Annotated in this window: 19 protein-coding genes; 10 read left to right on the top strand and 9 right to left on the bottom strand. The window is 72.9% G+C overall.

Features of this window, described 5'->3' with window-relative positions; all coding sequences use genetic code 11:
- Positions 1-30 precede the first annotated feature (30 nt).
- A complete protein-coding gene (locus Sspor_RS03045) occupies positions 31-411 on the top strand; it encodes a VOC family protein (RefSeq protein ID WP_202197622.1) in 381 nt (126 codons plus the stop codon).
- A gap of 168 nt (positions 412-579) precedes the next feature.
- A complete protein-coding gene (locus tag Sspor_RS03050) occupies positions 580-1,746 on the top strand; it encodes a sensor histidine kinase (protein WP_202197623.1) in 1,167 nt (388 codons plus the stop codon).
- Here the strand turns inward: Sspor_RS03050 and Sspor_RS03055 are convergent.
- From Sspor_RS03055 to Sspor_RS03065, 3 genes are all read right to left on the bottom strand, one after another.
- A complete protein-coding gene (locus Sspor_RS03055) occupies positions 1,739-3,148 on the bottom strand; it encodes a M1 family metallopeptidase (protein ID WP_202197624.1) in 1,410 nt (469 codons plus the stop codon). The genes Sspor_RS03050 and Sspor_RS03055 overlap by 8 nt on opposite strands.
- Before the next feature lie 95 nt (positions 3,149-3,243).
- Positions 3,244-7,155, bottom strand: a complete 3,912-nt coding sequence (locus tag Sspor_RS03060; protein WP_202197625.1) for a Pls/PosA family non-ribosomal peptide synthetase — start codon at positions 7,153-7,155, stop codon at positions 3,244-3,246.
- 186 nt (positions 7,156-7,341) lie between these two features.
- Complete coding sequence (locus Sspor_RS03065; RefSeq protein WP_202197626.1) at positions 7,342-7,752, bottom strand: Fur family transcriptional regulator; 411 nt, start codon at positions 7,750-7,752, stop codon at positions 7,342-7,344.
- 350 nt (positions 7,753-8,102) lie between these two features.
- Between Sspor_RS03065 and katG the strand changes: the two genes are divergently transcribed.
- Positions 8,103-10,334 (top strand): catalase/peroxidase HPI, encoded by a 2,232-nt coding sequence (katG, locus tag Sspor_RS03070; RefSeq protein ID WP_202197627.1) that lies wholly within the window; start codon positions 8,103-8,105, stop codon positions 10,332-10,334.
- Positions 10,335-10,403: 69 nt separating this feature from the next.
- Here katG and Sspor_RS03075 read toward each other — a convergent pair whose 3' ends face one another.
- The 5 genes from Sspor_RS03075 to Sspor_RS03095 form a co-directional block, all read right to left on the bottom strand.
- Positions 10,404-11,366 (bottom strand): alpha/beta fold hydrolase, encoded by a 963-nt coding sequence (locus tag Sspor_RS03075; protein ID WP_202197628.1) that lies wholly within the window; start codon positions 11,364-11,366, stop codon positions 10,404-10,406.
- A gap of 130 nt (positions 11,367-11,496) precedes the next feature.
- Positions 11,497-11,886: a hypothetical protein gene (locus tag Sspor_RS03080; protein WP_202197629.1), complete on the bottom strand. Its 390-nt coding sequence runs from the start codon at positions 11,884-11,886 to the stop codon at positions 11,497-11,499.
- Between the two features lie 126 nt (positions 11,887-12,012).
- Positions 12,013-12,438: a secondary thiamine-phosphate synthase enzyme YjbQ gene (locus Sspor_RS03085; protein ID WP_202197630.1), complete on the bottom strand. Its 426-nt coding sequence runs from the start codon at positions 12,436-12,438 to the stop codon at positions 12,013-12,015.
- Positions 12,439-12,580: 142 nt separating this feature from the next.
- Positions 12,581-13,408, bottom strand: coding sequence for a PaaX family transcriptional regulator (locus tag Sspor_RS03090; protein ID WP_202197631.1), 828 nt, complete (start codon positions 13,406-13,408; stop codon positions 12,581-12,583).
- Between the two features lie 86 nt (positions 13,409-13,494).
- On the bottom strand, positions 13,495-14,841 hold the full coding sequence (locus Sspor_RS03095) for a phytase (protein WP_202197632.1): 1,347 nt from the start codon (positions 14,839-14,841) through the stop codon (positions 13,495-13,497).
- A gap of 325 nt (positions 14,842-15,166) precedes the next feature.
- Here Sspor_RS03095 and Sspor_RS03100 point away from each other — a divergent pair, with 325 nt between their 5' ends.
- The 3 genes from Sspor_RS03100 (at position 15,167) to Sspor_RS03110 (ending at position 18,817) form a co-directional block, all read left to right on the top strand.
- Positions 15,167-16,543, top strand: coding sequence for an MFS transporter (locus Sspor_RS03100; protein ID WP_202203450.1), 1,377 nt, complete (start codon positions 15,167-15,169; stop codon positions 16,541-16,543).
- 76 nt (positions 16,544-16,619) lie between these two features.
- On the top strand, positions 16,620-17,375 hold the full coding sequence (locus Sspor_RS03105) for a response regulator transcription factor (RefSeq protein ID WP_202197633.1): 756 nt from the start codon (positions 16,620-16,622) through the stop codon (positions 17,373-17,375).
- Positions 17,372-18,817, top strand: coding sequence for a sensor histidine kinase (locus Sspor_RS03110; protein ID WP_202197634.1), 1,446 nt, complete (start codon positions 17,372-17,374; stop codon positions 18,815-18,817). The genes Sspor_RS03105 and Sspor_RS03110 overlap by 4 nt, the downstream gene beginning before the upstream one ends.
- Positions 18,818-18,826: 9 nt before the next feature.
- Here Sspor_RS03110 and Sspor_RS03115 read toward each other — a convergent pair whose 3' ends face one another.
- Positions 18,827-19,822: a TAXI family TRAP transporter solute-binding subunit gene (locus Sspor_RS03115; protein ID WP_237403632.1), complete on the bottom strand. Its 996-nt coding sequence runs from the start codon at positions 19,820-19,822 to the stop codon at positions 18,827-18,829.
- Positions 19,823-20,000: 178 nt separating this feature from the next.
- Between Sspor_RS03115 and Sspor_RS03120 the strand changes: the two genes are divergently transcribed.
- The 4 genes from Sspor_RS03120 to Sspor_RS03135 all read left to right on the top strand — a co-directional run bounded on the left by Sspor_RS03120 (position 20,001) and on the right by Sspor_RS03135 (position 24,121).
- Positions 20,001-20,834, top strand: a complete 834-nt coding sequence (locus Sspor_RS03120) for a hypothetical protein (protein WP_202197635.1) — start codon at positions 20,001-20,003, stop codon at positions 20,832-20,834.
- 51 nt (positions 20,835-20,885) lie between these two features.
- On the top strand, positions 20,886-21,767 hold the full coding sequence (locus tag Sspor_RS03125; RefSeq protein WP_202197636.1) for a PhzF family phenazine biosynthesis protein: 882 nt from the start codon (positions 20,886-20,888) through the stop codon (positions 21,765-21,767).
- A 96-nt stretch (positions 21,768-21,863) separates the two neighbouring features.
- Positions 21,864-23,138, top strand: a complete 1,275-nt coding sequence (locus Sspor_RS03130; RefSeq protein WP_202197637.1) for a serine hydrolase domain-containing protein — start codon at positions 21,864-21,866, stop codon at positions 23,136-23,138.
- Between the two features lie 14 nt (positions 23,139-23,152).
- Positions 23,153-24,121, top strand: coding sequence for an endonuclease/exonuclease/phosphatase family protein (locus tag Sspor_RS03135; RefSeq protein WP_237403633.1), 969 nt, complete (start codon positions 23,153-23,155; stop codon positions 24,119-24,121).
- Positions 24,122-24,140: the final 19 nt, after the last annotated feature.

Genomic DNA, 24,140 nt, shown 5'->3' on the forward strand with positions numbered 1-24,140 from the left:
CCCGCATACGGCTCGGGCAAGCTGAGCCGCATGGTTTCCGTGGTGCAGAACGTGGCGATCGACTGTTCGGATGCGTATGAATTGGCCCGTTTCTGGGGTGAAGTGACCGGTTGTTCGCTGCATCCGCAGACGAGACCGGGTGACCGGGAGACCGTGGTCATGCTTGCGCAGGGCCCGCTGCTGTACTTCAACCAGGTGCCGGAACCGAAGACGGTCAAGAACCGGATCCACTTGTGCCTGCGTCCGACGACCTCGCGCGAGGAGGAGGTCGAGCGGCTGCTCGGTCTCGGGGCCACACTGGTCGCCGACCGGCGGCAGCCGGACGGCACGGGCTGGGCCGTCCTCGCCGATCCCGAGGGCAACGAATTCTGTGTCCTGCGCGGCGAATCCGACGGCACAGACATGTCCTGAATCCCGTGACAGCCTGTCACGGCCGCTCACCCGCGGGCCGCTCGGCACGGGTGGCCACCACTCCCCGAATCCCTACGGAAGCGTAGCGAGAGCAGCGCAGATCCCGGCCCGCGCGACTACGACTTTTGGCGGAGGGACCGGGCGCCCCGATGATCTAATCTGCGCGCTATGTGGTCTCCTCTCCTCCGCTTCCTCGCCGCTTCCGGCCAGGCGGCGGTCCTGCTGCGGTCCCTCGCGGCGTGTGCGCTCGCGGCCGCGGTCTGGTCGGACGCGCCGGCCTGGTCGTTCACCGGACCGGCCCCGCAGGAACGGCTCACGCTGTCGGCCGTCGTCGTGGGCGCGGTCCTCCTCGCCCTGCCCCTGCTCAGCGAAGCCCGGTCGTACGCGTACGCCGGCGGCGTCGCCGCCACCGCCTCGCTGGCCGGCTCCGCGGCCGTACACCTGGGCCACGACGCCCTCGGCACCCCGGCCGTCCACGGGGCGTTCGAGCCGGTCGCCCTCCTGGTCGTCCTGGCCTTCGTCACCAGGCGGGGCCCGGCGGCCTCCGCCGGACCCGTCGCCCTGCTGCTGGCGGCGGCCGTCGTGCTGCGCCCCCTGTCCATCGGCGTGCAGGAGCGGAGCCTTGCCGTCGCTCTCGGCCTCACGCTGGTCACCGCCCTGGTGGCGGGGGCGAGCGTGACCGCGCGGTGGGTGGTGGCCGACCGGCGGCAGCGCGCACACCGCCTCCGCCTCGAACAACGCATCGAGCTGGCCGGGGATCTGCACGACTACGTCGCCCACCACATGACCGGCATCGTGGTGCAGGCCCAGGGCGCCCGGGCGGTCGCCGCCAGGCGGCCCGACCTGGTCCCGCCTGCCCTGCAGCGCATCGAGGAGACGGGCACGGAGGCGCTCGCGTCCATGCGGCGGATGGTCGCCGGGCTCAGGGCCGGGGAGAGCGACGTCCCGCCGGCCGCGCCCGCCGACATGGACGACCTGCGGGCGCTGGTGCGCGGGTTCGCCCTGAACGGCGTACCGGCGCACCTCACCGAGGAAGGCCCGACGGACACCGTTCCGCCCGAGGTGGCCGCCACCCTGCACCGGGTGACGGTGGAGTCGCTGACCAACATCCGCGAGCACGCCCGCCACTGCCGCCACGTCAGCGTCCACGTGCGCGTCCGTCCCCACGAGGCCGCCGTGCGGATCACCAACGACGGCACGGCCCACCGGACCTCCCGCCCGGGTTACGGGCTGAAGGATCTGCGGGACCGCGTCACCCTGGCCGGCGGCACCTTCCGGGCCGAGGCCACCGCCGAGGGCGACTGGCAGGTGCGGGCCCGGATGCCCCTCACCTAGGGGGTGTCTTGCCCCGGCCCCCCTTGGAGCCGGCGTTCGTCGGCGGGTATCCGGGTCTCGCCGGTATCGCGGGGCGGGCCGGCGCCGGCAGGGGCGGGAGGGCGGGCTCGTACAGCCAGGCGGTGAACAGGTCGTCCAGCGGCTCGGCCGCGTAGCGGGCCACGTGGTGGGTGAGGGCCACGGTGGACACCACCCCGTGGCGGTGCACGGTGGCCCAGTCGCGCAGCATGCGGAAGAAGGCGCTGTCGCCCAGCGCGCAGCGGATCGCGTGCAGGGTGAGGCCGCCGCGCTGGTACAGGCGGTCGTCGAACATCAGCTTGCGGCCGGGGTCGGCCAGCCTCAGGTCCCGTGGCTGCGAGGCCAGCAGCCGGTGTGCGGCGGTCGCCAGCTCGTGCGCGGTGCGGCCGCCGGAGCGTTCCGACCAGAGCCATTCGGCGTATTTCGCGAAGCCCTCGTTCAGCCAGATGTGCCGCCAGTCGGCAATGGTCACACTGTTGCCGAACCACTGGTGTGCGAGTTCGTGGGCGATGAGGCGTTCCGAGCCGCGGACTCCGTCCACGTGGTTGGCGCCGAAGGTGGACAGGCCCTGTGCCTCCACGGGGACGTCCAGTTCCTCGTCGGCGACGACCACCGCGTACTCGCCGAAGGGGTAGGGCCCGAAGAGGTCCTCGAACAAGGCCATCATGGCGGGCTGCCGGGCGAAGTCGCGGGAGAAGCGCGGCAGGAGGTGCGCCGGCACGTGCGCGCTCTGCGGGACTCCGCCGAGGCCGGGGTCGCCGAGGAGCACCGTCTGGTACATGCCGATGGACAGGCTGACCAGGTAGCTGGAGGTCGGCGCGGACTGCTCGTAGACCCAGGTGGTCGTGCTGGCCTTCGTCGTGCGCGTGAGCAGTCGGCCGCCGGCCACGACCGTGTACGGGGAGGGCGTGTTGACGGAGATGTGGTACGAGGCCTTGTCGGCGGGCCGGTCGTTGCACGGGTACCAGGAGGGCGCCCCGACGGGCTGGCTGGCCACCAGCGCGCCGTCGGTCAGTTCCTCCCAGCCGATGCCGCCCCAGGGGCTGCGCACCGGCTTGGGGTTGCCCGCCCAGTGCACCTCGACGGTGAAGGCGGAGCCGGCGGACAGCGGCTTGGCCGGGCGGATGCGCAGTTTGCCACCGCGGTGGGTGTAGTGCGGAGCCCGGCCGTTCACCAGGACCCGGCCTATTCTGAACTCGGCCAGATTCAGGTGGAACTCGGCGAGCGGCGCCCGCCCGGCGATCGCGCTGAGCCGGGCCGTACCGGCGAGCCGGTTGGGACCGGGACGGTACTCCAGTGCGAGTTCGTACCGGTGCACTCGGTAACGGGAGTCGCCGTTGGCCGGGAAGTACGGGTCCGAAGGCTCTGTTCTCTGGCCGCTCACTGCCGCTTCCGCTCCCTGCGCTGTGCTCGTACGACGTGCTGTGGTACCGGTGTGCCGGCGCCGCCCTGCCGCCCGCCGCGGCGCCTGCGGTCCGGTCAGGACCGCCACGCCTCGATCGGATTGCCCAGCCAGCGGGTGTCGGCGGGGACGGATTCCCCGGCCATCACGAGGGATGCGGGGCCCAGTGTGCTCCGGGCCCCCACCGTGCTCCCGGGCAGGACGATTCCGCCCGGGCCCAGGGTGGCGCCCTCGCGGAGCACCACAGTATCCGTCCTCAAGATCCGGTCGTGGAAGAGGTGCGTCTGCAACACACAGCCGCGGTTCACGCTGACCCCGTCGCCCAGCACCACCAGGTCCGTCTCGGGCAGCCAGTAGCTCTCGCACCACACGCCCCGGCCGATCCGGCCGCCGAGCGCGCGCAGCCACAGGGCCAGAACCGGCGTGCCGGGCACCGAACCGGCCAGCCACGGCACGGCCAGTACCTCCACGAAGGTGTCGGCCAGCTCGTTGCGCCACACGAAGCCGCTCCACAGCGGGTGCTCCCCCGTCCGGTGCCGGCCCACCAGCAGCCATTTGGCCGTCACCGACACCACGCAGGCGGCCAGTCCGGCGGCGAGCAGGACGAATCCGCCGAGCAGCGCGGTGACCCAGAGACCCAGGCCGGCGCGCGTGGTCAGGGCGCAGAGCGCCGCCGCGGTCAGCACGGCCAGGGCCGCGGAGCAGAACACCGGGACGAGTCGGCACAGCTCCACCAGGCCGCGCGCCCACAGCAGCCGCGCGGGCGGCTCGTAGGTGCGGCTCTGGTCGGCGTCCGCGGTGGACCGGGGCAGCCGGACCGGTGGGAGTCCCAGGTAGGAGCTGCCCTTCTTGGCCTTCTTCGGGGTGGCGGACAGGACGCCGACCAGCCCGTCGTCGGGGACGGTGCGGCCCGGGGCCGTCATGCCGGAGTTGCCGAGGAAGGCGCGGCGGCCGATCTCGGAGTGGCCGATGCGCACCCAGCCGCCGCCGAGCTCGTAGGGGGCGGTCAGGGTGTCGTCGGCGAGGAAGGCGCCCTCGCCGACGGTGGTGAGGCTCGGCAGGGCGAGCACGGTGGACACCTCGGCGCCCCGGCCGATCTTCATGCCGAGCAGCCGCAGCCACACCGGTGTGATCAGCCCGGCGTACAGCGGGAAGAGCGTCTCGCGGGACAGGTCCATCAGCTGGGTGACCGTCCAGGCCTGCCAGCCGACCCTGCTGTGCGTCGGATGGGTTCCGGTCCGCAGCCCGAGGCTGAGCAGTCGTACGGAGACGAGCAGCAGGGCCGCGTACGCGAACCCGAAGGCGAGCGCCGCGGGCACCACGGCGAGCAGCGCTCCGCGCAGTGCTTCGGTGAGCCCGGCGTCGGCGGGCACGAAGCGGCCTGCCACGAGCAGCGCGGGGACGGCGGCGAGCACGGGCAGGGCCGTGAGGCCGAAGCCGGCCGCCCCGTAGGCGGCCCGCCAGGGCAGGCCGCGCGGCGGGCGTTCCTTGGGCCAGTTGTGCTTGGCCCTGCCGAGCTTCCCGGCGGGTGCGCCGGCCCAGCGCTGGCCGGTCGGGATCTGTCCGACGACGGCGGACCCGGGGGCCACCTCGGCGCGCTTTCCGACGCGCGCGCCGGGGAAGAGGATGCTGCGGGTGCCGACCACCGCGCCCGCGCCGACCTTGATCGCGCCGATCTCCAGGTGGTCCCCGTCCAGCCAGTGGCCGCAGAGGTCGACCTCGGACTCCACGGCGCAGCCGCGGCCGAGTTTGAGCATGCCCGTGACGGGGGGCAGGGAGTGCAGGTCCACCTCGGGGCCGATCTTGGCGCCGAGGGCCCGGCCGTAGCGTTCGAGCCAGGAGCCGGTGAGGGAGGTGGCTCCGGCGCATTCGGCGAGCCGCTCGGCCGTCCACAGCCGCAGGTGGACGCTGCCGCCGCGCGGGTGACGTCCGGCCTGCACCCCGCGCAGCAGAAGGCGGGCGCCGCCGGCCGCGATCGCGAGGCGGCCCGGCGGACTGTAGAGCAGCGCCGCGCCGGCGGCGACGAGCCACCACGACGCGGTCGGCGCCCACGGGAAGGGCCCGAAGTGGTGCAGTACGTTGCCCAGGGCCAGCAGGGCCACCGTCCAGCGCAGACCCACCAGGGTGAACAGCGGGACCAGCAGGAGCGACTGCGCCACCTGGGAGCGCGGCGGGACCGGTGCGACGGTGCGGGCCGCGGTGTCGTCCTGGACGGATTTCTCCAGGCGCCGGGCCAGCTTGCGCAGGGTGGGCTGCTGGTAGATGTCGAGGACGGCCGCGCTCGGGTAGCGGGTGCGCAGCCGGGTGGTGAGCTGGGCGGCGGCGAGGCTGCTGCCGCCGATCGCGAAGAAGTCGTCGGCGGCGCCGGTGACGGTCACGCCGAGGGTTTCGCTCCACTGCTCGGCGAGCCAGGCCTCGGTCCCGTAGAGCTGTTCGACGGGCCCGGAGGTCTCCAGTTCGGGGAGCGGCCAGGGCAGCGCGTTCCGGTCGACCTTGCCGGAGGTCCGGGTCGGCAGTTCGGCGACGGGTGCGAGCAGCGGGACGAGGGCGGCGGGCAGCTCGGCGCGCAGCCGCGTGACGGCTGCCGCGTGGTCCCAGCCCTCCTGGGTGACGAGGTAGCCGACGAGCAGCTGGTTGCCGCTGCGGGCGGTGCGGACGGCGGCGGCGGCGCCCGCGACGCCGGGCAGGGCCTGGAGCGCGGCGTCCACCTCGCCCAGCTCGATCCGGCGGCCGCCGAGCTTGATCTGCTCGTCGGCGCGGCCGAGGAAGACCAGCCCTTCCGGTTCGGCGCGTACGAGGTCGCCGCTGCGGTAGGCGCGCTGCCAGCCGAGGGATTCGAGCGGGGCGTACTTCTCGGCGTCCTTGTCGGGGTCCAGGTAGCGGGCGAGGCCCACGCCGCCGATCACGAGCTGGCCGCTGCCGCCCATGGGGACCGGCTCCCCGGACTCGTCGACGACGGCCAGTTCCCAGCCGTTCAGCGGGAGGCCGATCCGGATCGGCTCCTCACCGGTCAGGAGGGCGGCGCAGGCGACGACGGTGGCCTCGGTGGGGCCGTAGGTGTTCCAGACCTCGCGGCCTTCGGTGACCAGGCGCTGGGTGAGTTCGGGCGGGCAGGCCTCGCCGCCGAAGATCAGCAGCCGGACCTCGTTGAGCGCCTCGGGTTCCCAGAGGGCGGCCAGGGTCGGCACGGTGGAGACCACGGTGATCTCCTGCTCCACGAGCCAGGGGCCGAGGTCGGCGCCGCTGCGCACCTGGGAGCGGGGTACGGGCACGAGGCAGGCGCCGTAGCGCCAGGCCAGCCACATCTCCTCGCAGGAGGCGTCGAAGGCGACGGAGAGCCCGGCCATGACGCGGTCGCCGGGGCCGATGGGCTCCTCGGCGAGGAACAGGGCGGCCTCGGCGTCCACGAAGGCGGCGGCGCTGCGGTGGCTGACGGCGACGCCCTTGGGCTTGCCGGTGGAGCCGGAGGTGAAGATGATCCAGGCGTCGTGCTCGGGGCCGGGGCGGGAGGCGGCGGCGCGGGCGCCGGATTCCGCGGCACGGCCGGAGTGGATGCGCTGTCCCCCGCCGAGCACCGCGCGGACGCCGGCCTCGCCGAAGACCAGGTCGGCGCGCTCGTCCGGGTCCTCGGCGTCGACGGGTACGTAGGCGGCGCCGGCCGCGAGGACGGCGAGGACGGCCACGTACAGCTCGTTGGTCCCGGACGGCACGCGTACGCCGACCCGGTCGCCGAGTCCGACTCCGGCGGCGGCGAGGGCCCGGCGCCGGCGCTCGACCTCGGCGGCGAGCGCCCGGTAGGTCAATCGGGTGGTGCCGTCGTCGAGGGCGAGCTCGTCGGGGTGCGTCCGTACGGTCGCCTCGAAGACGTCGACGAGGGTGCGGGTGGGGGCGGCGGGCCCGGCGGTGAAGCGGGCGGACTTGCCGGCCTCCTCCAGCGTCTCCGCGTCGTCGAGCAGAGTGAGTTCACCGCGCTCAGGTGTGACTGCCATCGGCCCTCGCGTCTCGTTCCCGGTTGCATCCGGGTCGCCGGCGGAGCCCGGGTCTGCCCAGGTTGTTCCGGACCAGCGCCAAACAACCCACCAGTCTAGTGCGCCATCAAGGATTTTCTTGTTGAAGCCTTGCGCGTGGCTGGGAAGAGACGGTAAAGCGGCTGCGGATCGCGGGGGTGCGCGCGGCTACGCGCAGTCAGGACACAGCCCGCGGTAGGTGACCTCGACCCCGGACACCGTGAAGCCGAAGCGCTCCTCCGCCGGGAGGCCTGCCAGCGGGTCGTTCGCCGGGTGGACGTCGCGGATGAGGCCGCAGGCGGAGCACACCAGGTGCTGGTGCGGATGGTGCGCGTTGGGGTCGTAGCGCTTGGCCCGGCCGTCGGTGGTGACCTCCACGACCTCGCCGAGGGCGACCAGTTCGCCCAGGGCGTTGTAGACGGTCGCCCGGGAGATCTCCGGCAGCCGCCGCGCCGCGCGGACGTGCACCTCGTCCGCCGTGAGGTGCACGTGGTCGCCGTCCAGGACCTCGGCGACGACGCGCCGCTGGGACGTCATCCGCCAGCCACGCCCGCGCAAACGCTCCAGCAGGTCACTCATATCGGCCCACCTATTCAGGTTCGACGGGGTGCCCCGAAGTTTATCGGCGGACATCCGGGATTCGATTGCACCGGGACCTGGTGTCCGTCTTGACTTGGATTCCGTCCATCGTAGGATCGGTTACGCAGTTGGCCAAGAGGCGGGAAGACCCGAGGGCGGCAGGCGACAAGGACGGCCGCCGCCGGTGTCCCACCTGCCCGCAACCGTCCGGGACGGTGACCCTCGGCGTCGTGGCGATCGACGGGGCCGAGCCCATGCACTGCTTCGGTCGCATTTCAGTCGTATTTCAGTCGCACTCAGTCGCATTCAGTTCCTGAACACCGTGATCCGCCTGGTACGGAAGGATTCCCATGTCTGAGAACCACGATGCAATCGTCACAGATGCCAAGCCGGAGGGCGGGGAAGGCTGTCCGATAGCCCACGGGCGGGCCCCGCACCCGACCCAGGGCGGCGGAAACCGCCAGTGGTGGCCTGAACGGCTCAACCTGCGGATCCTCGCCAAGAACCCCGCCGTCGCGAACCCCCTCGGCGAGGGGTTCGACTACGCCGCCGCGTTCGGGACCCTCGATCTCCCCGCCGTCAAGCGGGACATCGCGGACGTGCTGACCAGCTCCCAGGACTGGTGGCCCGCCGACTTCGGCCACTACGGCCCGTTCATGATCCGCATGGCCTGGCACAGCGCGGGCACCTACCGCATCAGCGACGGCCGCGGCGGCGCCGGGGCCGGCCAGCAGCGGTTCGCTCCCCTCAACAGCTGGCCGGACAACGGCAACCTGGACAAGGCCCGCCGTCTGCTGTGGCCGGTGAAGCAGAAGTACGGCCAGAGCCTCTCGTGGGCCGACCTCATGATCCTCACCGGCAACGTGGCCCTGGAGTCGATGGGCTTCGAGACCTTCGGCTTCGGCGGCGGCCGCGCCGACGTCTGGGAGCCCGACGAGGACGTCTACTGGGGCCCCGAGACCACCTGGCTCGACGACGAGCGCTACACCGGCGACCGCGAGCTGGAGAACCCGCTCGGCGCGGTCCAGATGGGCCTCATCTACGTCAACCCCGAGGGCCCGAACGGCAACCCCGACCCGATCGCCGCGGCGCGCGACATCCGTGAGACGTTCCGCCGGATGGCGATGAACGACGAGGAGACGGTGGCCCTGATCGCGGGCGGCCACACCTTCGGCAAGACCCACGGCGCGGGCCCGGCGGAGAGCGTGGGCGCCGACCCCGAGGCCGCCCCGCTGGAGGCGCAGGGGCTGGGCTGGAGCAGTTCCTTCGGCACCGGCAAGGGCGCCGACGCAATCACCAGCGGCCTTGAGGGCATCTGGACCAACACCCCGATCACCTGGGACAACACCTTCTTCGAGATCCTGTTCGGCTACGAGTGGGAGCTGTTCGAGAGCCCGGCCGGGGCGCACCAGTGGCGGCCGAAGGACGGCGCCGGCGCGGGCACCGTGCCCGACGCCCACGACCCGTCCAGGGCCCACGCCCCGACGATGCTGACGACCGACCTCTCCCTGCGGTTCGACCCGGCCTACGAGCAGATCTCGCGGCGCTTCCTCGCGGACCCCGCCGCGTTCGCCGACGCCTTCGCGCGCGCGTGGTTCAAGCTGACCCACCGCGACATGGGCCCGGTCGTGCGCTACCTCGGCCCCGAGGTGCCGGCCGAGACGCTGCTGTGGCAGGACCCGCTCCCCGCGGTGACGCACGAACTCGTCGACGCGGCCGACGTCGCCGCGCTCAAGCAGCAGGTCCTCGCCTCGGACCTGTCGGTGTCCCAGCTCGTCTCCGTCGCGTGGGCCTCCGCCTCGTCCTTCCGCGGCAGCGACAAGCGCGGCGGCGCCAACGGCGCCCGGATCCGCCTGCAGCCGCAGAGCGGGTGGGAGGTCAACGACCCGGACCAGCTGGCCGGGGTGCTGCGCACCCTGACCGGGATCCAGGAGTCCTTCAACTCCGCCCAGAGCGGCGGCAAGCGGATCTCGCTCGCGGACCTGATCGTGCTGGCCGGTGCGGCCGCCGTCGAACAGGCCGCCAGGGACGGCGGGTTCGCCGTCCAGGTTCCCTTCACCCCGGGCCGCGCGGACGCGACCCAGGAACAGACGGACGTGGAGTCGTTCGCCGCGCTGGAGCCGGCCGCCGACGGGTTCCGCAACTACCTCGGGAAGGGCAACCGGCTGCCGGCCGAGTACCTGCTGATCGACCGGGCGAACCTGCTGAACCTCAGCGCCCCCGAGATGACGGTCCTCGTCGGTGGCCTGCGCGTCCTGGGCGCGAACCACCAGCGCACGCCGCTCGGTGTCCTCACCACGACCCCCGGCTCCCTCACCAACGACTTCTTCGTCAACCTGCTCGACCTGGGCACGACGTGGTCGGCGACGTCCGAGGACGCGAACGCGTTCGAGGGCCGCGACTCGGCCACGGGCCGGGTCAGGTGGACCGGAAGCCGCGCCGACCTCGTCTTCGGATCGAATTCGGAGCTGCGCGCGCTCGCGGAGGTCTACGCGAGCGACGACGCGAAGGAGAAGTTCGTGAAGGACTTCGTCGCGGCCTGGGACAAGGTGATGAACCTCGACCGGTTCGACCTCGCCTGACCGGTCCTGTCGTCCGGGCCGGCCCCGCCGGCCGGCCCGGACACCCCGCCCCGCCCCTTGCGGGCGGGGCTACGGCTCCGCCCGGACGCGGCCCACGACGAGCCGGATCGCGCTGATCGTCAGGTCGGGATCGTGCACCTGTACGTAATGATCGCTCCCGGTGGCCAGGAAGTGCGGGGTCTGGGAGCCCAGCTCCACCAGCTTCTGCTGGACCCGGGGCCAGGCCCGCTCCAGGGTGTCCAGGAGATCCTTCGGGGTTCCCGGAGGGGCGGCGAACGGCTCCGTCTTGCTGAGGACGGCCATGGGGACCGCCGGCAGGGGTCGCGCGGCCGTGACGGAGTCGATCGCGCCGTCGAGGTCCACCCGCTCGAACGCGGGTTGCGCGTCGAACGGAGTGCCGGGGCGGTCGAGCAGCTCGCGGTACGCGGCCCAGCGCGCGCCGAAGAGGGCGCGGATGTCCGTACCGAAGGCATCGACGAAGACCAGGCCCGCCGTCTTCCCCGGGTGCCGCTGGGCGTACAGCCGGGTGATCATCCCGCCGAAGGAGTGGCCGGCCAGCACGTAGGGGCCCGGCAGGTGTGCGGACGTCAGCAGCCTGTCGAGATCGTCGGCCATCGCGGTGAGGGAGCGGACGCCGTCGACCGGCGTGCTGCGGGTGGTGAGCGCCGGCGGGTCGGTGTACCGGACGGTTCCGGGCCGGTCGTAGACGCAGACGCGGGTGAAGGCCGCGACTCCGGGGAACACCGCCGGGGATGCCGGTACCGGCGGCCGGGTGTCGGTGAAGGTCCAGGTGTCCGAGGAGTCGTGCAGTCCGGATTCCAGAACGACGACGGGGCTGCCACTGCCCTTGCAGCTCAGATGGAGCTTCCGGCCGCCGCCCACGTCCACCTGGCCGGAGAAGTCACCGGTGGCCGGTACGGAGGAGGCCGCGGGCGGTGCGCCGCGCAGGGCCGGGGCACCGGCGCACCCGGGAACGGCGGCCAGTACCGCCGCGGCCAGCACGACGGACAGCAGGGGCGTTCGGTGTCGCATCGGCTCGCTCCGGTCCCTCGTAGACGCCCACCCCCCGGCCCCCCTCCCCCGCCTCCCCCGATCATCCGGCACGGGGGGCCGCGGGCCCGGCATTGCCGGACCGGGAGTCGCGGCCCCCCGGTCCGGACCGCTACGCGCCGGAGCCGGCGGCCACCTGGGCCATCTCCCGCTCCACGGCGTCGAGTTCCTCCTGACGGTCCATGAGAGCGAGCTGCTCCCGGTAGCGGTCCAGCGCGGTGATGAGCAGGCGGTCCCTGGCCGGCTCCAGGGAGTACATGCGGCGGGCGGCGGCGACCGCCTCGGCCCGCAGGGCCAGCGCGGTCTCGGGCAGATGGGCGAAGTCCTGACGGCTGTACTCGTACAACGCCTCGGCCAGCAGCGGCAGATACGCCAGCGGACCCACCTGGACGAGCACGCGGTAGGCCGCGACCTCCTGCCGGGCGGGCAGGGTCTGTGAGCTCAGGAGGGCGACTCGGGCTCGGAGTACGGCGTCGTGACCGGCATGCGCTGAGAAAGTCATGACGGTGATTCTGAAAGCCGCACAGGGGTCCGAACAAGGGCAATCCGCTGTGCTCTCGGTCCTACGAAAACGGCCTCTGACCTGTCATGATTGATACGTCATCACCTCTGCGACCCGCAGGGCGGGTCAGCAGCCGAAGAAGGACAGGCGGATCTGTCGCCGGGGGTTGTCCCGGTTGGTGTCCACGAGGGTGACGGACTGCCAGGTTCCGAGCTCCAGCAACCCGTCGATCACGGGCAGCGTCGCGTGGGGCGCGACGATCGCGGGCAGTACGTGGTCCCGGCCGTGGCCGGGGGAACCGTGCCGGTGCCGCCAGCGGTCGTCGGCCGGCAGCAGGGACCCCAGGGCCTTCAGGAGGTCGTCGTCGCTGCCCGCTCCCGTCTCGATGACGGCGAGTCCGGCGGTCGCGTGCGGCGTGAAGATGTTGAGCAGCCCGCTCCGGCCCCGCGCCACCTCCCCGAGGAACGCCGCGCAGGCGTCGGTCAGGTCATGGACGCTCTCCCGGTCGCCGGTCGTCACGTCGATGGTGCGTGAAGCAAAGATGTCGGCCATGCCTGCATCCTCGCGCCCGGTCCCTCCCGCGGCACGCAACCCCGGCCGGTGTCGGCCACCCCCGCCGACCCGCCCGCGCTGATCCCAGGCGTCGCGTTCCGCCCCGGGCCGTCGCGCTCGACGGGTGGTGGCGGTCCTGTGGTCAGGCCCCGGTCAGGCCGGTGACCTCCTGCACGTGGCGCAGGCTGGGCGCGGCGAGCACCTCGTTCAGCTGCTGGAAGATCTGCCGTGCGGCGACCGCGTTCCAGTCCTCGGGGAGCAGCTCGGCGGGCAGTCCGGGGTCGAGGTAGGGCAGGCGGCGCCACTGGGTGAGCATCGGGACGTAGTGGCGGAAGGCCTCGGCGCCGTCGACGGCGGGCTGTTCGGCCAGTGCGGCGGCGACGGGGCCGTAGGCCTCGGTGAACCCGGCGTACTGTTCCTCGATCGCCGGGAAGTCCCACCACGAGCTGACCGTCCCGGGCAGGTCGCTGAAGGCCGCGTACTCGGCGGCGAACAGGTGCACGTACTCGCTGAGCCCGAGCCGGACGAGCATGTCGCGGGCGTCGCCGAGCAGGCGGCCGGGCGCCAGCCACACACCCGGGGCGATGTTCCCGAATCCCAGCCACGTCAGCCGGGTGCGCAGCTGGTAGCGGTGGGAGCGCTCGGACTCCGGTACGGAGAAGACGGCCATGGCCCAGCCGTCGCTCAGCTTCGCCGGTTCCAGGCTGCCGAAGATGCGCCGGTCGCCCTCGTCGAAGACGGGCTGCGCGCCGGGGCTGAGCCGGTACCCGGTGGCGCCCCGGCGCTCCGGTTCGAGGACGCCCTTCTTCTTGAGACGGGAGATCGCCGAACGCGCCGCCGGGCCGTCCACGTCCAGCTCGGACATCAGGGTGACCAGGTCGGCGACGGAGATCCAGCCTCCGAGGCGTCGCAGGAACGCCCCGTAGACCGTGTTGATCAACGAGCTGGGCCTGAGGGGACTGTCCGCCATGATCGCCTTCCGTCGTGTGCGGTGGCGATCCTATCGACCTGGGCGAACGCGGCGCCGCCCAGGTCAGGGTGCTTGCGGCGGCGCGGTCAGAGGCGGGCGGCCCGCTTCAGCAGGCCCAGGTCCACGAACTTGAAGTCGGTGTCGGTACGGGTCTCGCCGTCGGCTCCGGTGGCCGCGGGGGTGTTGTGGCCGTCCTGGACGACCAGCAGGCCGTTCGGGAACCGCTTGCCCAGCGGTGCGGTCGTGACGGCGGCGCCGTCGCACTCCTGCGAGCCGTCCGGCACGCCGGGCTTCGCGGCGTCGTCGCCTACACGGAAGCCGCGGATGTACGCGTTGTCGTGCTCGCGGTCGAAGACGGCGAAGGTGTCGTCGCCCTGGCTGGAGGCGAGCAGGTAGCCGCGGCGGCCGGGCTGCTTCGGGTCGCGCCAGATCGTCAGGCCCTCCACGTCGGCGGACACGTGCCGGCCTCCGAAGCCGGGGTCAGCGCCCGCGTCGCACTCCTCGGTCCCGGGGTTCCAGGTGCCGGGCACGCCGAAGGAGCGGACCTTCTCGACGAGGCGGGCGGGGGTGCGCAGGTCGGCGTCGAGCTTCCAGATGCCGACGTCCTCCTGACCGGCGTAGAGGTCACCGGTGTCGGGATCGACGACCATGCCCTCGACCTGGGGCCGCTCGCCGGGTTCGCCGCACGGCGACCAGTTCTGCCTGTTCGGCAGGGTGAAGGAGGCGGGCAGCGAGGTGGTGCGGACGGTGCGGTATCCGACCTTGCCCCGGGCGTCGGGCAGCAGTTCGGCCAGCGCGAGGTCGGTGGCGTGGCGCCGGCTGGTGACCGCGTAGGCGCGGCCGTCGCGGCGGTCGGTGTAGGCGGCCAGGCCGTAGGCGGTGCGCTGGTCGTTGACCTCGTCCTGGCCGGTGGAGAAGACCCGCGGGGCGGCTGCCTCGTCGGTGACGTCGACCAGCGGGGCCGCGGGCCGCTTCGGGTCGATCCGGTAGACGCGCAGCTGGTCGCGGCCGCGGTCGGAGACGACGGCCACGTCGTGACGGCCGTCGGGGAAGCGGAGTCCGGTGATCAGGTCGACGTTGTTGAAGCGTCCGGGCTTGTCGCCGTCCCCCGGCGGCGGGGGCGCGGGCAGCGACTGCACCTGGCGTCCGTCCAGGTCGTAGACGCGCAGGCCGCCCTCCTTGGCGGTGGCGATGACCAGACTGGCGTCGGGATCCTTGGCGTTGCGCCAGATCGCCGGGTCGTCGGCGTTCGCGTTGCCGCCCGCCTCGTCGTCGAAGAGGGAGGGCGTCTCGACGGAGGCCGTCACCCGGGGCAGTGACGGCGACGTGCCGCCCCGGTCCGTCCGGGCGTGCGCCGGTACGGCGAGCACGCCCAGGGCCACCATGGCCGCCGCGGCCACGACCGGGGTCCGCCTGCTCGGGATCACGCGCATCTTGCCTCCTGTTGGGGGTACGGGGTGGGGCCGGCCGCGGGGTGGCCGGGGTCCTCCGGCGTCCCGCGACGGGCCGCCCCCACGGTGGGCCACGCCCGGGTGACGACCATGGAGCGGGCATGACGTGCGCATGACGGAGTGGTGAAATCCGGCGGCCACGGGGCTCTCCCGGGAGCTTCCTTAGCGGAACGTTAGATCTGCGTGGCGGACCTTGTCCGGGTCCGACGGCCGCCGCATGCTCTGGACACTCCCCCAGCGCCGGGGCAGTTCTGCCGTCCCTCATCAGGGACTTCCGTCTGGAGCCGCCATGTCCCCGTCCGTCGTCATGCCCGCGTCTCCGCCCGGGGACGAGCGCAGGAAGCGCCGTCTCGCCCTGGTCGGCGGCTCGCTCGGCAATCTCGTCGAGTGGTACGACTGGTTCGTCTACGCCAGCTTCGCGATCTACTTCGCCGACTCGTTCTTCCCCGGCGACAACCCGACCACCCAGCTGATGAACACGGCGGGGATCTTCGCCGTCGGCTTCCTGATGCGTCCCGTCGGCGGGTGGATCCTGGGCCGTGCCGCCGACCGGCACGGGCGCAAGAGCGCGCTCACCCTCACCGTCACCATGATGTCGGTGGCCGCCCTGCTGATCGCCGTCGCCCCGACCTACGGCCAGGCCGGGTACTTCGGCGCCCTGGTGCTCCTGCTCGCGCGGCTGCTGCAGGGGATGAGCATCGGCGGCGAGTACGCGGCCAGCGCCACCTATCTGACCGAGGCGTCCGCCCGGAACCGGCGCGGCCTGGGCTCGTCCTTCCAGTACGTGTCGATGACCTGCGGGCAGCTGCTCGGCCTCGGCATCCTGATCACCCTTCAGCACACGCTGACCACCTCGCAGCTGGAGAGCTGGGGCTGGCGGATCCCCTTCCTCGTCGGGGCCCTGTTCGCGGTGGTCGTCTTCTGGCTGAGGCGGCGGCTGCAGGAGACCGACGCCTTCAAGGAGGAGACGTCGGCCGCGGGCGACGAGGCCCACGACGACAGCACGCGCGGCACGCTCAAGGCCCTGTGGCAGTACCGGCGACAGGCCGGGCTGGTCATGGCGCTCACCCTCGGCGGCACCGTGGCCTACTACACCTACACCACCTACCTCACCAAGTACCTCGTGGGCAGCGCGGGCATGGAGAAGACCACCGCCACGCTCGTCAGCTTCACCGCGCTGACCCTCTTCGCCGTGCTGCAGCCCTTCGCCGGCATGCTGTCCGACCGGATCGGCCGCCGGCCCCTGCTGATCACGTTCGCGGTGGGCTGCACCGTCGGCACGTACCCGATCATGACCGCGCTCGGATCGGCGTCCTCGTACTGGTCCGCGCTCGGGCTGTCCCTGCTGGCCCTGGTCGTCATCACCGGTTACACGTCCATCAACGCGGCGGTGAAGGCCGAACTGTTCCCGACCCGGGTGCGCGCCCTGGGCGTGGCGCTGCCGTACGCGATCGCCAACGCGCTGTTCGGCGGCACGGCGGAGTACGTGGCCCTGTGGTTCAAGAACAGTGGTCACGAGAAGATGTTCTTCTGGTACGTCTCCGGGTGCGCGCTGATCTCCCTCGTGACCTACGTGCTCATGCCGGACACCCGCGATGCCGCGCTGAGCCGCGCCGAGGCCGAGGACGACGGCGAGCCCGGGCGGGAGCGGCCGGCGGCGGCGCCCGCCGAAGCGGCACGCTGATCCTCACCCGATGGCCCGGTGGCCCGGCGGGCCGGCTCCCGTAAGCTGCTGCGCCGGGTCACGGGAAGGACTGTCCATGCACGCGCTGCTCGTCGAGGACGACGATCGCATGGCCCAGGCCCTCGGCACGGCCCTCGCCCAGCGCGGGCACACCGTGCGCCGGGTCGGGCGCGCCCTGGACGCGTTGCGGCACGTCCGCGAGGCCGAGTTCGTCCTGCTCGACCTGGGGCTTCCCGACCTGGACGGGCTGGAGCTGCTGCGTCGGCTGCGTACCGTCTGCGACGCGCCGCTGATCGTGGTGACCGCGCGCTGCGAGGAACGCGACATCGTGCAGGGACTGCGGGCGGGGGCCGACGACTACGTGGTCAAGCCGTTCCGGATGGCCGAGCTGATGGCCCGTATCGACTCCGTACGGCGCCGGACGGATCCCCACCCGGGCCGCCCGGACCCCTCGGACGCCGCCGCGACCGGCTCCCGGCCCGTGCGTGCCGGTGATGTGGAGGTGGACCTCGCGGGTCGCACGGTCACGGTGGCGGGAACCGGAGTACGCCTCACTCGACGCGAGTTCGACGTACTCGCCTTCCTTGCCGCCCGCCCGGACGAGGTGCATGCGCGCGCGGTGATCCTGGACCGGATCTGGGGTGACGTCTTCCTCGCGGCCTCCCGCTCCCTGGACGTCCATGTGGCGGGTATCCGTGCCAAGACCGGCCGCTCGGGGCTGGTGCGTACGGTCCGGGGATTCGGCTACCAGCTCGGCCTCCCGGACCCGCCCTCCGCCGACGACGGCTCCGACGACGGCCCCGACGACGACGCGCGGGACGGCGCGCCGTGAGGCGCAGGCTGCTGGCGGTACTGATGGTGCTCATGGGGGCGGCGGCGCTGCTGCTCTGCATCCCCCTGGCCGACGCCTACGCGCGCGGGCGCACCGAGCACCTGCTCCTGCAACGGCGCTCGGAGGCCGTGCGGTTCGCCGACCTCGCCGACCGGATGCGCACCGCCGCCGACCGGGCGGAGCTCTCGGCCGAGATCGGCCGCTACGCCCAGCTGTACGGGGCCGGGGTGGTCGTGGTCGACTCCTCGGGTGCGACGGTGGCCCGGGCCGGGTCCGGGCCGGCGGCGGAGGCCGCCACGAACGCGGCCACCGACACCGCTTCGGCCCCGGGCGGCTCCGCGGGCGGCTCCACCGACGGGGCGGACGCCCGACGGCGCGCCCTCACCGGCCGCTCCACCGACCGCCTGCCCACCCTGCGTCCGTGGGGCCCGCGCACCGTCGTCCTGGCCGAGCCGGTGGGCCGGGACGAACGGGTGAGCGGGGCGGTCCTGATGGCCGTGCCCACCGACGCCTCCCGCCGGGATGTGACGGTCCGCTGGTCGCTCATCGGCGCCGGGGCCTTCGGCGCCTTCGCGGCGGCGGCTCTGGTCGCGGCCGGGATCGCCCGCTGGCTGATGCGCCCGGTGCTGGACCTGGACCGCGCGGTCGGGCGCCTGACCGCCGGCAGCCTGCAGGCCCGGGCCGTGTCCGCCACCGGTCCACCGGAGCTGCGTCATCTGCGGCAGCACTTCAACACCATGGCGGAGGCGATGGCCGACTCCATCGGCCGCCAGCGCGACTTCGTCGCCGACGCCTCCCACCAGCTGCGCAATCCGCTCGCCACGCTGGTGCTGCGGCTGGAGAACGTCGAGCCGCACATCGCACCCGGGCCGGGCCTCGCCGAGCACGGCCGCGCGCTGGACGAGGCGGAGCGGCTGGAGGAGCTGCTCGACGGCCTGCTGGCACTGGCCCGTGTGGAATCGGGCACGGCGGAGCTGGGCGACGAGGACGTGTCGCGGAAGGTACGGGACCGGGTGACGGCCTGGACTCCGGTCTTCGGCGCCGCGGGGGTGGAACTGGTGGCCACCGGCCTCGCGGAGGGCCTGCGAGCACGCGCCCTGCCCGACGCGACGGGCCGGATCCTCGACGCGCTCCTCGACAACGCCGTCAAGTTCGTCCCGCGCGACGGCCGCGTCGAGGTGCGCGCCGCGCCCTCGGTGGACGGGAGCACCGCCGTCGTACGGGTCGTGGACGACGGCCCGGGTGTGCCGGAGGAGCAGCTGCCGCTGCTGCTGCGCCGTTTCGCGCGTTCCCCGGAGCACCAGAACGTCCCCGGCAGCGGCCTGGGGCTGGCCATCGCCGACGAGATCGCCCGGATCAGCGGCGGTCGGCTCGACGTCGGCCGCAACGAGCCGCACGGCCTGGTGGTGGAGCTGAGGCTCCCGTCACCTCCGCCCGGGTGAGGCGCGGCCTCAGCCGTACACCGACCGGTAGTAGGCGACCGCGCCGGGGTGCAGCCGGACCTCGCCCGTGGAGATGGCGAACCGGGGCTCCAGCCGGGCCCCCGCCGTCACCTCCCGCAACAGGTCGCGCCACCTGTCGAACACCACCTGGAGCAGGTCACGCGCGACGCCCTGCGGGACGTCGGCGCGCGCGAGCAGGTAGTTGCCGACCCCGATGGTTCCCACCGGCTCGGTCAGCCCGTAGACCCCGGCCGGCAGGGTGACCACCGTGTAGACGGGGCCGTAGCGGTCCCGTAGCGGGCCCACGTGGGCGTCGAGCGGCAGGAACCGCAGCGTCAGCTCGCGCGCGAGGTCCGCCAGGGCCGGTGTGGGCACCCCTCCGGACCAGAACAGCGCGTCGACCGAGCGCTCGCGCAGGGCCGTCACCGAGGCGGCAAGGCCCAGTTGCCGCTCGTCCGCCGCCGATGCGGGTACGGGCGCGGGTGCGGTCGCGGGTGCGCCGCCCAGCCCGGCCGCCCGCAGGACCCGTTCCGCCACCACCTGGACCCCTGAGCCGGCCGCGCCCGCCGCGACCGGGCGCCCGGCGAGGTCCGTCACGGAGTTCACGGGGCCGTCCGCGGGGACGATCAGGTGCGTGTAGTTCACGTAGACCCGGGCCAGCGCGGTCGCGGCGGCCGGCCGGAGGAACGGCTCCCGCCCCAGCACCGCGTCCTCCGCCACGTCGGCCATGGCCAGGGCCAGCTCGACGGAACCCTCGTCCAGCTTCCGCAGGTTGTCCACACTGGCCGCCGTGCTCACCGGGACGATCTCGATCCGGTGGCCGCTCGCGGCGACGGCCCGCGCGAGTGCCTGCCCGAACGCGTTGTACGGCCCGCCCTCGGGGCCCGTGGCGAGCCGGAGCCGCCCTACCGGTCCGGAATCCCCCGAGCAGCCGGCCGGCAACCCTGCGAGGGCGCCGAGGCCGAAGCCCATCACCCGTCGCCGGGTCACTTCTGCGCTGGTCACGGCGGAATCCTAGGCGCACATGTCAAGCGACGGACTTCGGGTCGTGGCCCGTCCTGGTCTCGCCGTCTTCCGCGCAGCGGCACTTCCCGCCGCCCGATAAGGTGTTCGACGTTCGTGGTGGTGCTCGTGTGCCCCACGGAGCTTACGGAGCACGGCGTTATCGGGGGAGCAGGAACAAGTGAGCGGGACCAGAGCGGTATTCGGGAGCCGGACGGACTCCGGCGGCGCGGTGAAGGCGTTCTTCCGCTCCTGGACGGTGGAATTCGAGTACTCCCCCATGGCCGAGCACGTGGAGGACGGGCTCATCACCTGGATGCAGCGCGCGCGGACCGTGCTCGGTCTCGTCGCCGCCGTCTGGCTGGTCGTGGCGTACCCGCTGAGCAGCGGCGGCGAGGAGTTCGTCCTCGGCAAACTCGTCGAACTCGGCCTCGCCTGCGCCGTCCTGGCACTCGGGAGCCTCATCGGCATCACCGTCTTCCTCGTCGCGAGCACCCCCGACAGGCGCCGTGACTTCGCCGAGCGTCTGCGCAGGCCGATCAGTGCGGCCCTGCTGCTCGTCAGCGGGCCCCTCGCCCTGTGGCTGTCCATCACGACCCTCAAGGGCGAACTGATCAGCGGTGGAGACCTGAAGGGCTTCTTCTCGGCGATCACGGGCCCCGGGGTCATCTCCTCCGCCCTGGCCTTCGTCGTCCTGGCCGTCGGCTGGATCGCCGCCGTCATCGTGGTGATCTGCTCCGTCCCCTACACGCTCGTCTCCTGCTACGCCTGCGTCTTCACCTGCCTGCGGGTCGCGGACGTGCACCAGCTGCTCCCGGCGCTGCTCTCGCCGCTGCTGGTCTGGTCGCTCTTCGCCTTCCAGGTCTTCAACGGCCCCGACGTCGCCGCGCCCCCGGAGGTGCTCTACACGTTCATGATCGGCGGCCCGCTGTCGGTGACCGCCCTGTCGGTCTGGGAGGTGCGGCGCCTGCGCGCCCGCCACGGGATCACCCTGCGCACCGCGCTCGGCCGCTGACCGCCTTGCGGCACTCGGCCGCACTCCCCCGCTCCCGGTAGCGTCGCCGCCATGCGCTACCACCACGTCGACGTCTTCACCGACCGTCCCTACGGCGGCAACAGCCTCGCGGTGTTCCCGGAGGCCGATTCGCTGACCGGCGCTCAGATGCGTGCGATCACCCAGGAGTTGCGGCACTTCGAGTCCGTCTTCCTCGTGCGCGACGACTCACCCGGGCGGCCGCGGCCGCGACGGGCCCGGCGGGCGCGCGTCTTCGACCTCACGGGCGAGCTGGACTTCGCCGGGCACCCTCTCATCGGCGCCGCCGCGGTCCTGCACGAGCTCCACGGCTCCGCGGACCACGAGACCTGGACCTTGCGCCTGCCCGACCGTCCGGTGGACGTCACCACCGAACGCCGGGGCCCCGGGCGGTACGCGAGCCTCCTCGACCAGGGCGCGGCCGCCTTCCTCGACCGCCCCGACCCGGACGGCCTGGCCGCCCTCTTCGCCCTCGAACCGGGCGATCTGGACCCCTCTCTGCCCGCGGAGGTGATCTCCACGGGCCTGCGGTACCTGGTGCTCCCCGTACGCGGCGACGCGCTGGCCCGTGCCCGGGTCGCGCAACCGCTCGACGCGCCGCTGGCCCGCCTCGGCGCCGAGTTCGCGTACCTGCTGGACGCCGCGGCCATGGAGGGGAGGCACTGGAGCAACGACGGGCTCCTGGAGGACGTCGCGACCGGAAGCGGTGCCGGGTGCGCCGCCGCCTGTCTGCGCGGCCACGGCCGGATCGGCTCCGGGGAGCGGAGCCTGCTGCGCCAGGGCCGCTTCACCGGGCGCCCCAGCGTGATGACCGTCAGCGCCGACGGCCACGGCCGGGACATCCGCTCGGTACGTGTCGGGGGCGGCGTCGCCCTCGTCGGCGAGGGACGCCTGCGCGAGCTCCCGCCGCCCTGAGGGTCTCCGGGCCGCCCCGGCTCACCTCGCGACCCGGGGCGGCCGGACCTAGGCTGATGGTGTTGCCCGAGCCCTCGGACGGCGGGAGACCATGCCGTGAAGCCAACCCATCTCCGGCTGTGCCGGGCCTGCGCGGCTGCCGCCGCGGCAGGACTGCTCATAGCCCCGGCGGCAGCGGGTTCCGCGTCCGGGGCGTCCGTTCCCCGGTCGTCCACTCCCGTCACCACGACCGCCACCACCGCGGCCACCGCCCCCACCCCGAGCTCGACCCCTTCCCCGGAGACCGGTACGGGCTTCACGCCGCTCACACCGGCCGTCGCGGCGCAACTCGACGCGGCCGTGCGTCAGGTCATGCGCGAGGCGCAGGTACCGGGCGTGACCGTCGGGCTGTGGGCCCCCGGCAAGGGCAGCTACGTACGGTCCTTCGGGGTGGCGGACAAGGCGACCGGCGCGCCCATGACGCCCTCGCTCCACGTGCGCATCGGCAGCGAGACGAAGACGTTCACCGTCACCGCCCTCCTCCAGCTCGTCGACCAGGGGAAGGTGCGGTTGGACGACCACATCGGCGACTACGTGGCGGGAGTGCCGAACGGTGACCGCATCACCCTGCGGGAACTGGCGGGCATGCGCAGCGGGCTGTTCAACTACAGCCTGGACGGGGACTTCATCAAGAACCTCCAAGCCGATCCGGAACGGTACGTCGCACCGCGGCAGTTGCTCGACTACTCCTTCAAGCACCCCGTGCAGTTCGAACCGGGGGCGGAGTTCGACTACAGCAACACCAACCTGATCCTGCTCGGCCTGGTGGTGGAGAAGATCACCGGCCGCCCGCTCCACGAGGTCATCACCAAGGACGTCCTGGGACCGGCCGGGCTCCGCAGCACGGTGTTCCCGACGAGCCCGGCCCTGCCGGTGCCCTACGCGCACGGCTACACCGACCAGACCGCCACGGGCAAGACCGAGGACGCGACGCGCTGGAATCCGTCCTGGGCCTGGGCCGCCGGAGAGATGGCCTCCGACCTCCAGGACCTGCGCAGCTGGGCCCGCACCCTCGCCACCGGCACGCTGCTGAAGCCGGCGACCCAGGCCGAGCGCCTGAAGACCACTCCGATGGACATTCCGGGTGCCGGCTACGGACTGGGCATCTTCGACGTGCAGGGCTGGATCGGCCACAACGGCTCGATCCCCGGCTACGAGGTCCTGCCCGTCTACCTGCCGTCGGCACAGGCGACGATGGTCATCCTCCTGAACACCGACAGCCAGTACAAGGGCCAGGAGCCCAGCACCCTGTTCGGTGAGGCGGTCACCAGTATCGTCACCCCCGACCACGTGTATCCCGGCCACAAACCAGTCGTGCCCAGGACGGGCTGACGACGGGAGCGGCCGTGAGCGTGGTCATCGGTACGTGGAACCTGGAGAACCTCTGCCGCCCGCTGCCCCCGGGCAGCCCGCCCTCGAACCGCTGCGCCGTCAAGGACGAGGCCACTTACCAGGCGAAGCTGGAGGGCCTCGCGGCCACCATCGGCCGGCTCGCGCCCGACCTCCTCGGCGTACAGGAGGTGGGCAGCCACGAGGCCCTGTCCGATCTGGTCGACAGGCTCGACGGTGACTGGCACATCGCCCTGTCGACGCACCCGGACCGCCGCGGCATCCGGGTCGGCTTCCTCAGCCGCCGGCCGCTCACCGTGGTCGAGGACCGCACGGCCTTCCCTGACCACCTGCCGCCCGTCCGGGTCGAGGACGACGGAACCATGATCAAGAGGATGGGCCGCGGCGGGCTGGTCGTGCGCTGGAGTCCGGCCCCCGGCCACAGTGTCGGTGCGGCCGTCTGCCACCTCAAGTCCAAGCTGCTGACCTTCCCCGGCAACCGGCACAGCACGGACGACGAGCAACTGCGCGCCCGCTACGCCGCGTACGCCCTGTACCGCCGGGCCGCCGAGGCCGTCACCATCCGCTTCGTGGCCGACCAGCTCCTGCAGGGCGACGGCCGCGCGCACGAGGTGATCGTGATGGGCGACCTCAACGACGAGTTCAAGGCGGCCACCACACAGATCCTGTACGGCCCGCCGGGCTCGCAGATCGGTGGCGGCGGATTCCACGACGCCGACCTCGGCGACCCGAGGCGGCTGTGGAACCTCGCTCCGCGCATCCTGGAACAGGGCGGTTTCTCCCGCGTCTTCGAGGGCCAGAGGGAACTCATCGATCACATCCTGGTGAGCCAGGCCCTGCTGCCCCGCCTGGAGCGCGTCTTCACCGGCCGGGAGCAGCTGCCGACGGTGGACGGAACCCACCCGGCCGCGCCGCACGACAGCCCCTCCGACCACGCGCCGGTCCTCGCCGTACTCGACTACTGACCGGCGCCCATTTCCCGGC

Source organism: Streptomyces spororaveus, from assembly GCF_016755875.1.
GTDB classification, from domain to species: Bacteria; Actinomycetota; Actinomycetes; order Streptomycetales; family Streptomycetaceae; genus Streptomyces; species Streptomyces spororaveus.

Coding starts and splice junctions, on each gene's coding strand:
- Sspor_RS03045 (WP_202197622.1), top strand. CDS start 31: ATGGTTTCCGTGGTGCAGAACGTGGCGATCGACTGTTCGGATGCGTAT.
- Sspor_RS03050 (WP_202197623.1), top strand. CDS start 580: ATGTGGTCTCCTCTCCTCCGCTTCCTCGCCGCTTCCGGCCAGGCGGCG.
- Sspor_RS03060 (WP_202197625.1), bottom strand. CDS start 7,155: ATGGCAGTCACACCTGAGCGCGGTGAACTCACTCTGCTCGACGACGCG.
- Sspor_RS03065 (WP_202197626.1), bottom strand. CDS start 7,752: ATGAGTGACCTGCTGGAGCGTTTGCGCGGGCGTGGCTGGCGGATGACG.
- katG (WP_202197627.1), top strand. CDS start 8,103: ATGTCTGAGAACCACGATGCAATCGTCACAGATGCCAAGCCGGAGGGC.
- Sspor_RS03075 (WP_202197628.1), bottom strand. CDS start 11,366: ATGCGACACCGAACGCCCCTGCTGTCCGTCGTGCTGGCCGCGGCGGTA.
- Sspor_RS03080 (WP_202197629.1), bottom strand. CDS start 11,886: ATGACTTTCTCAGCGCATGCCGGTCACGACGCCGTACTCCGAGCCCGA.
- Sspor_RS03085 (WP_202197630.1), bottom strand. CDS start 12,438: ATGGCCGACATCTTTGCTTCACGCACCATCGACGTGACGACCGGCGAC.
- Sspor_RS03090 (WP_202197631.1), bottom strand. CDS start 13,408: ATGGCGGACAGTCCCCTCAGGCCCAGCTCGTTGATCAACACGGTCTAC.
- Sspor_RS03095 (WP_202197632.1), bottom strand. CDS start 14,841: ATGCGCGTGATCCCGAGCAGGCGGACCCCGGTCGTGGCCGCGGCGGCC.
- Sspor_RS03100 (WP_202203450.1), top strand. CDS start 15,167: ATGCCCGCGTCTCCGCCCGGGGACGAGCGCAGGAAGCGCCGTCTCGCC.
- Sspor_RS03105 (WP_202197633.1), top strand. CDS start 16,620: ATGCACGCGCTGCTCGTCGAGGACGACGATCGCATGGCCCAGGCCCTC.
- Sspor_RS03125 (WP_202197636.1), top strand. CDS start 20,886: ATGCGCTACCACCACGTCGACGTCTTCACCGACCGTCCCTACGGCGGC.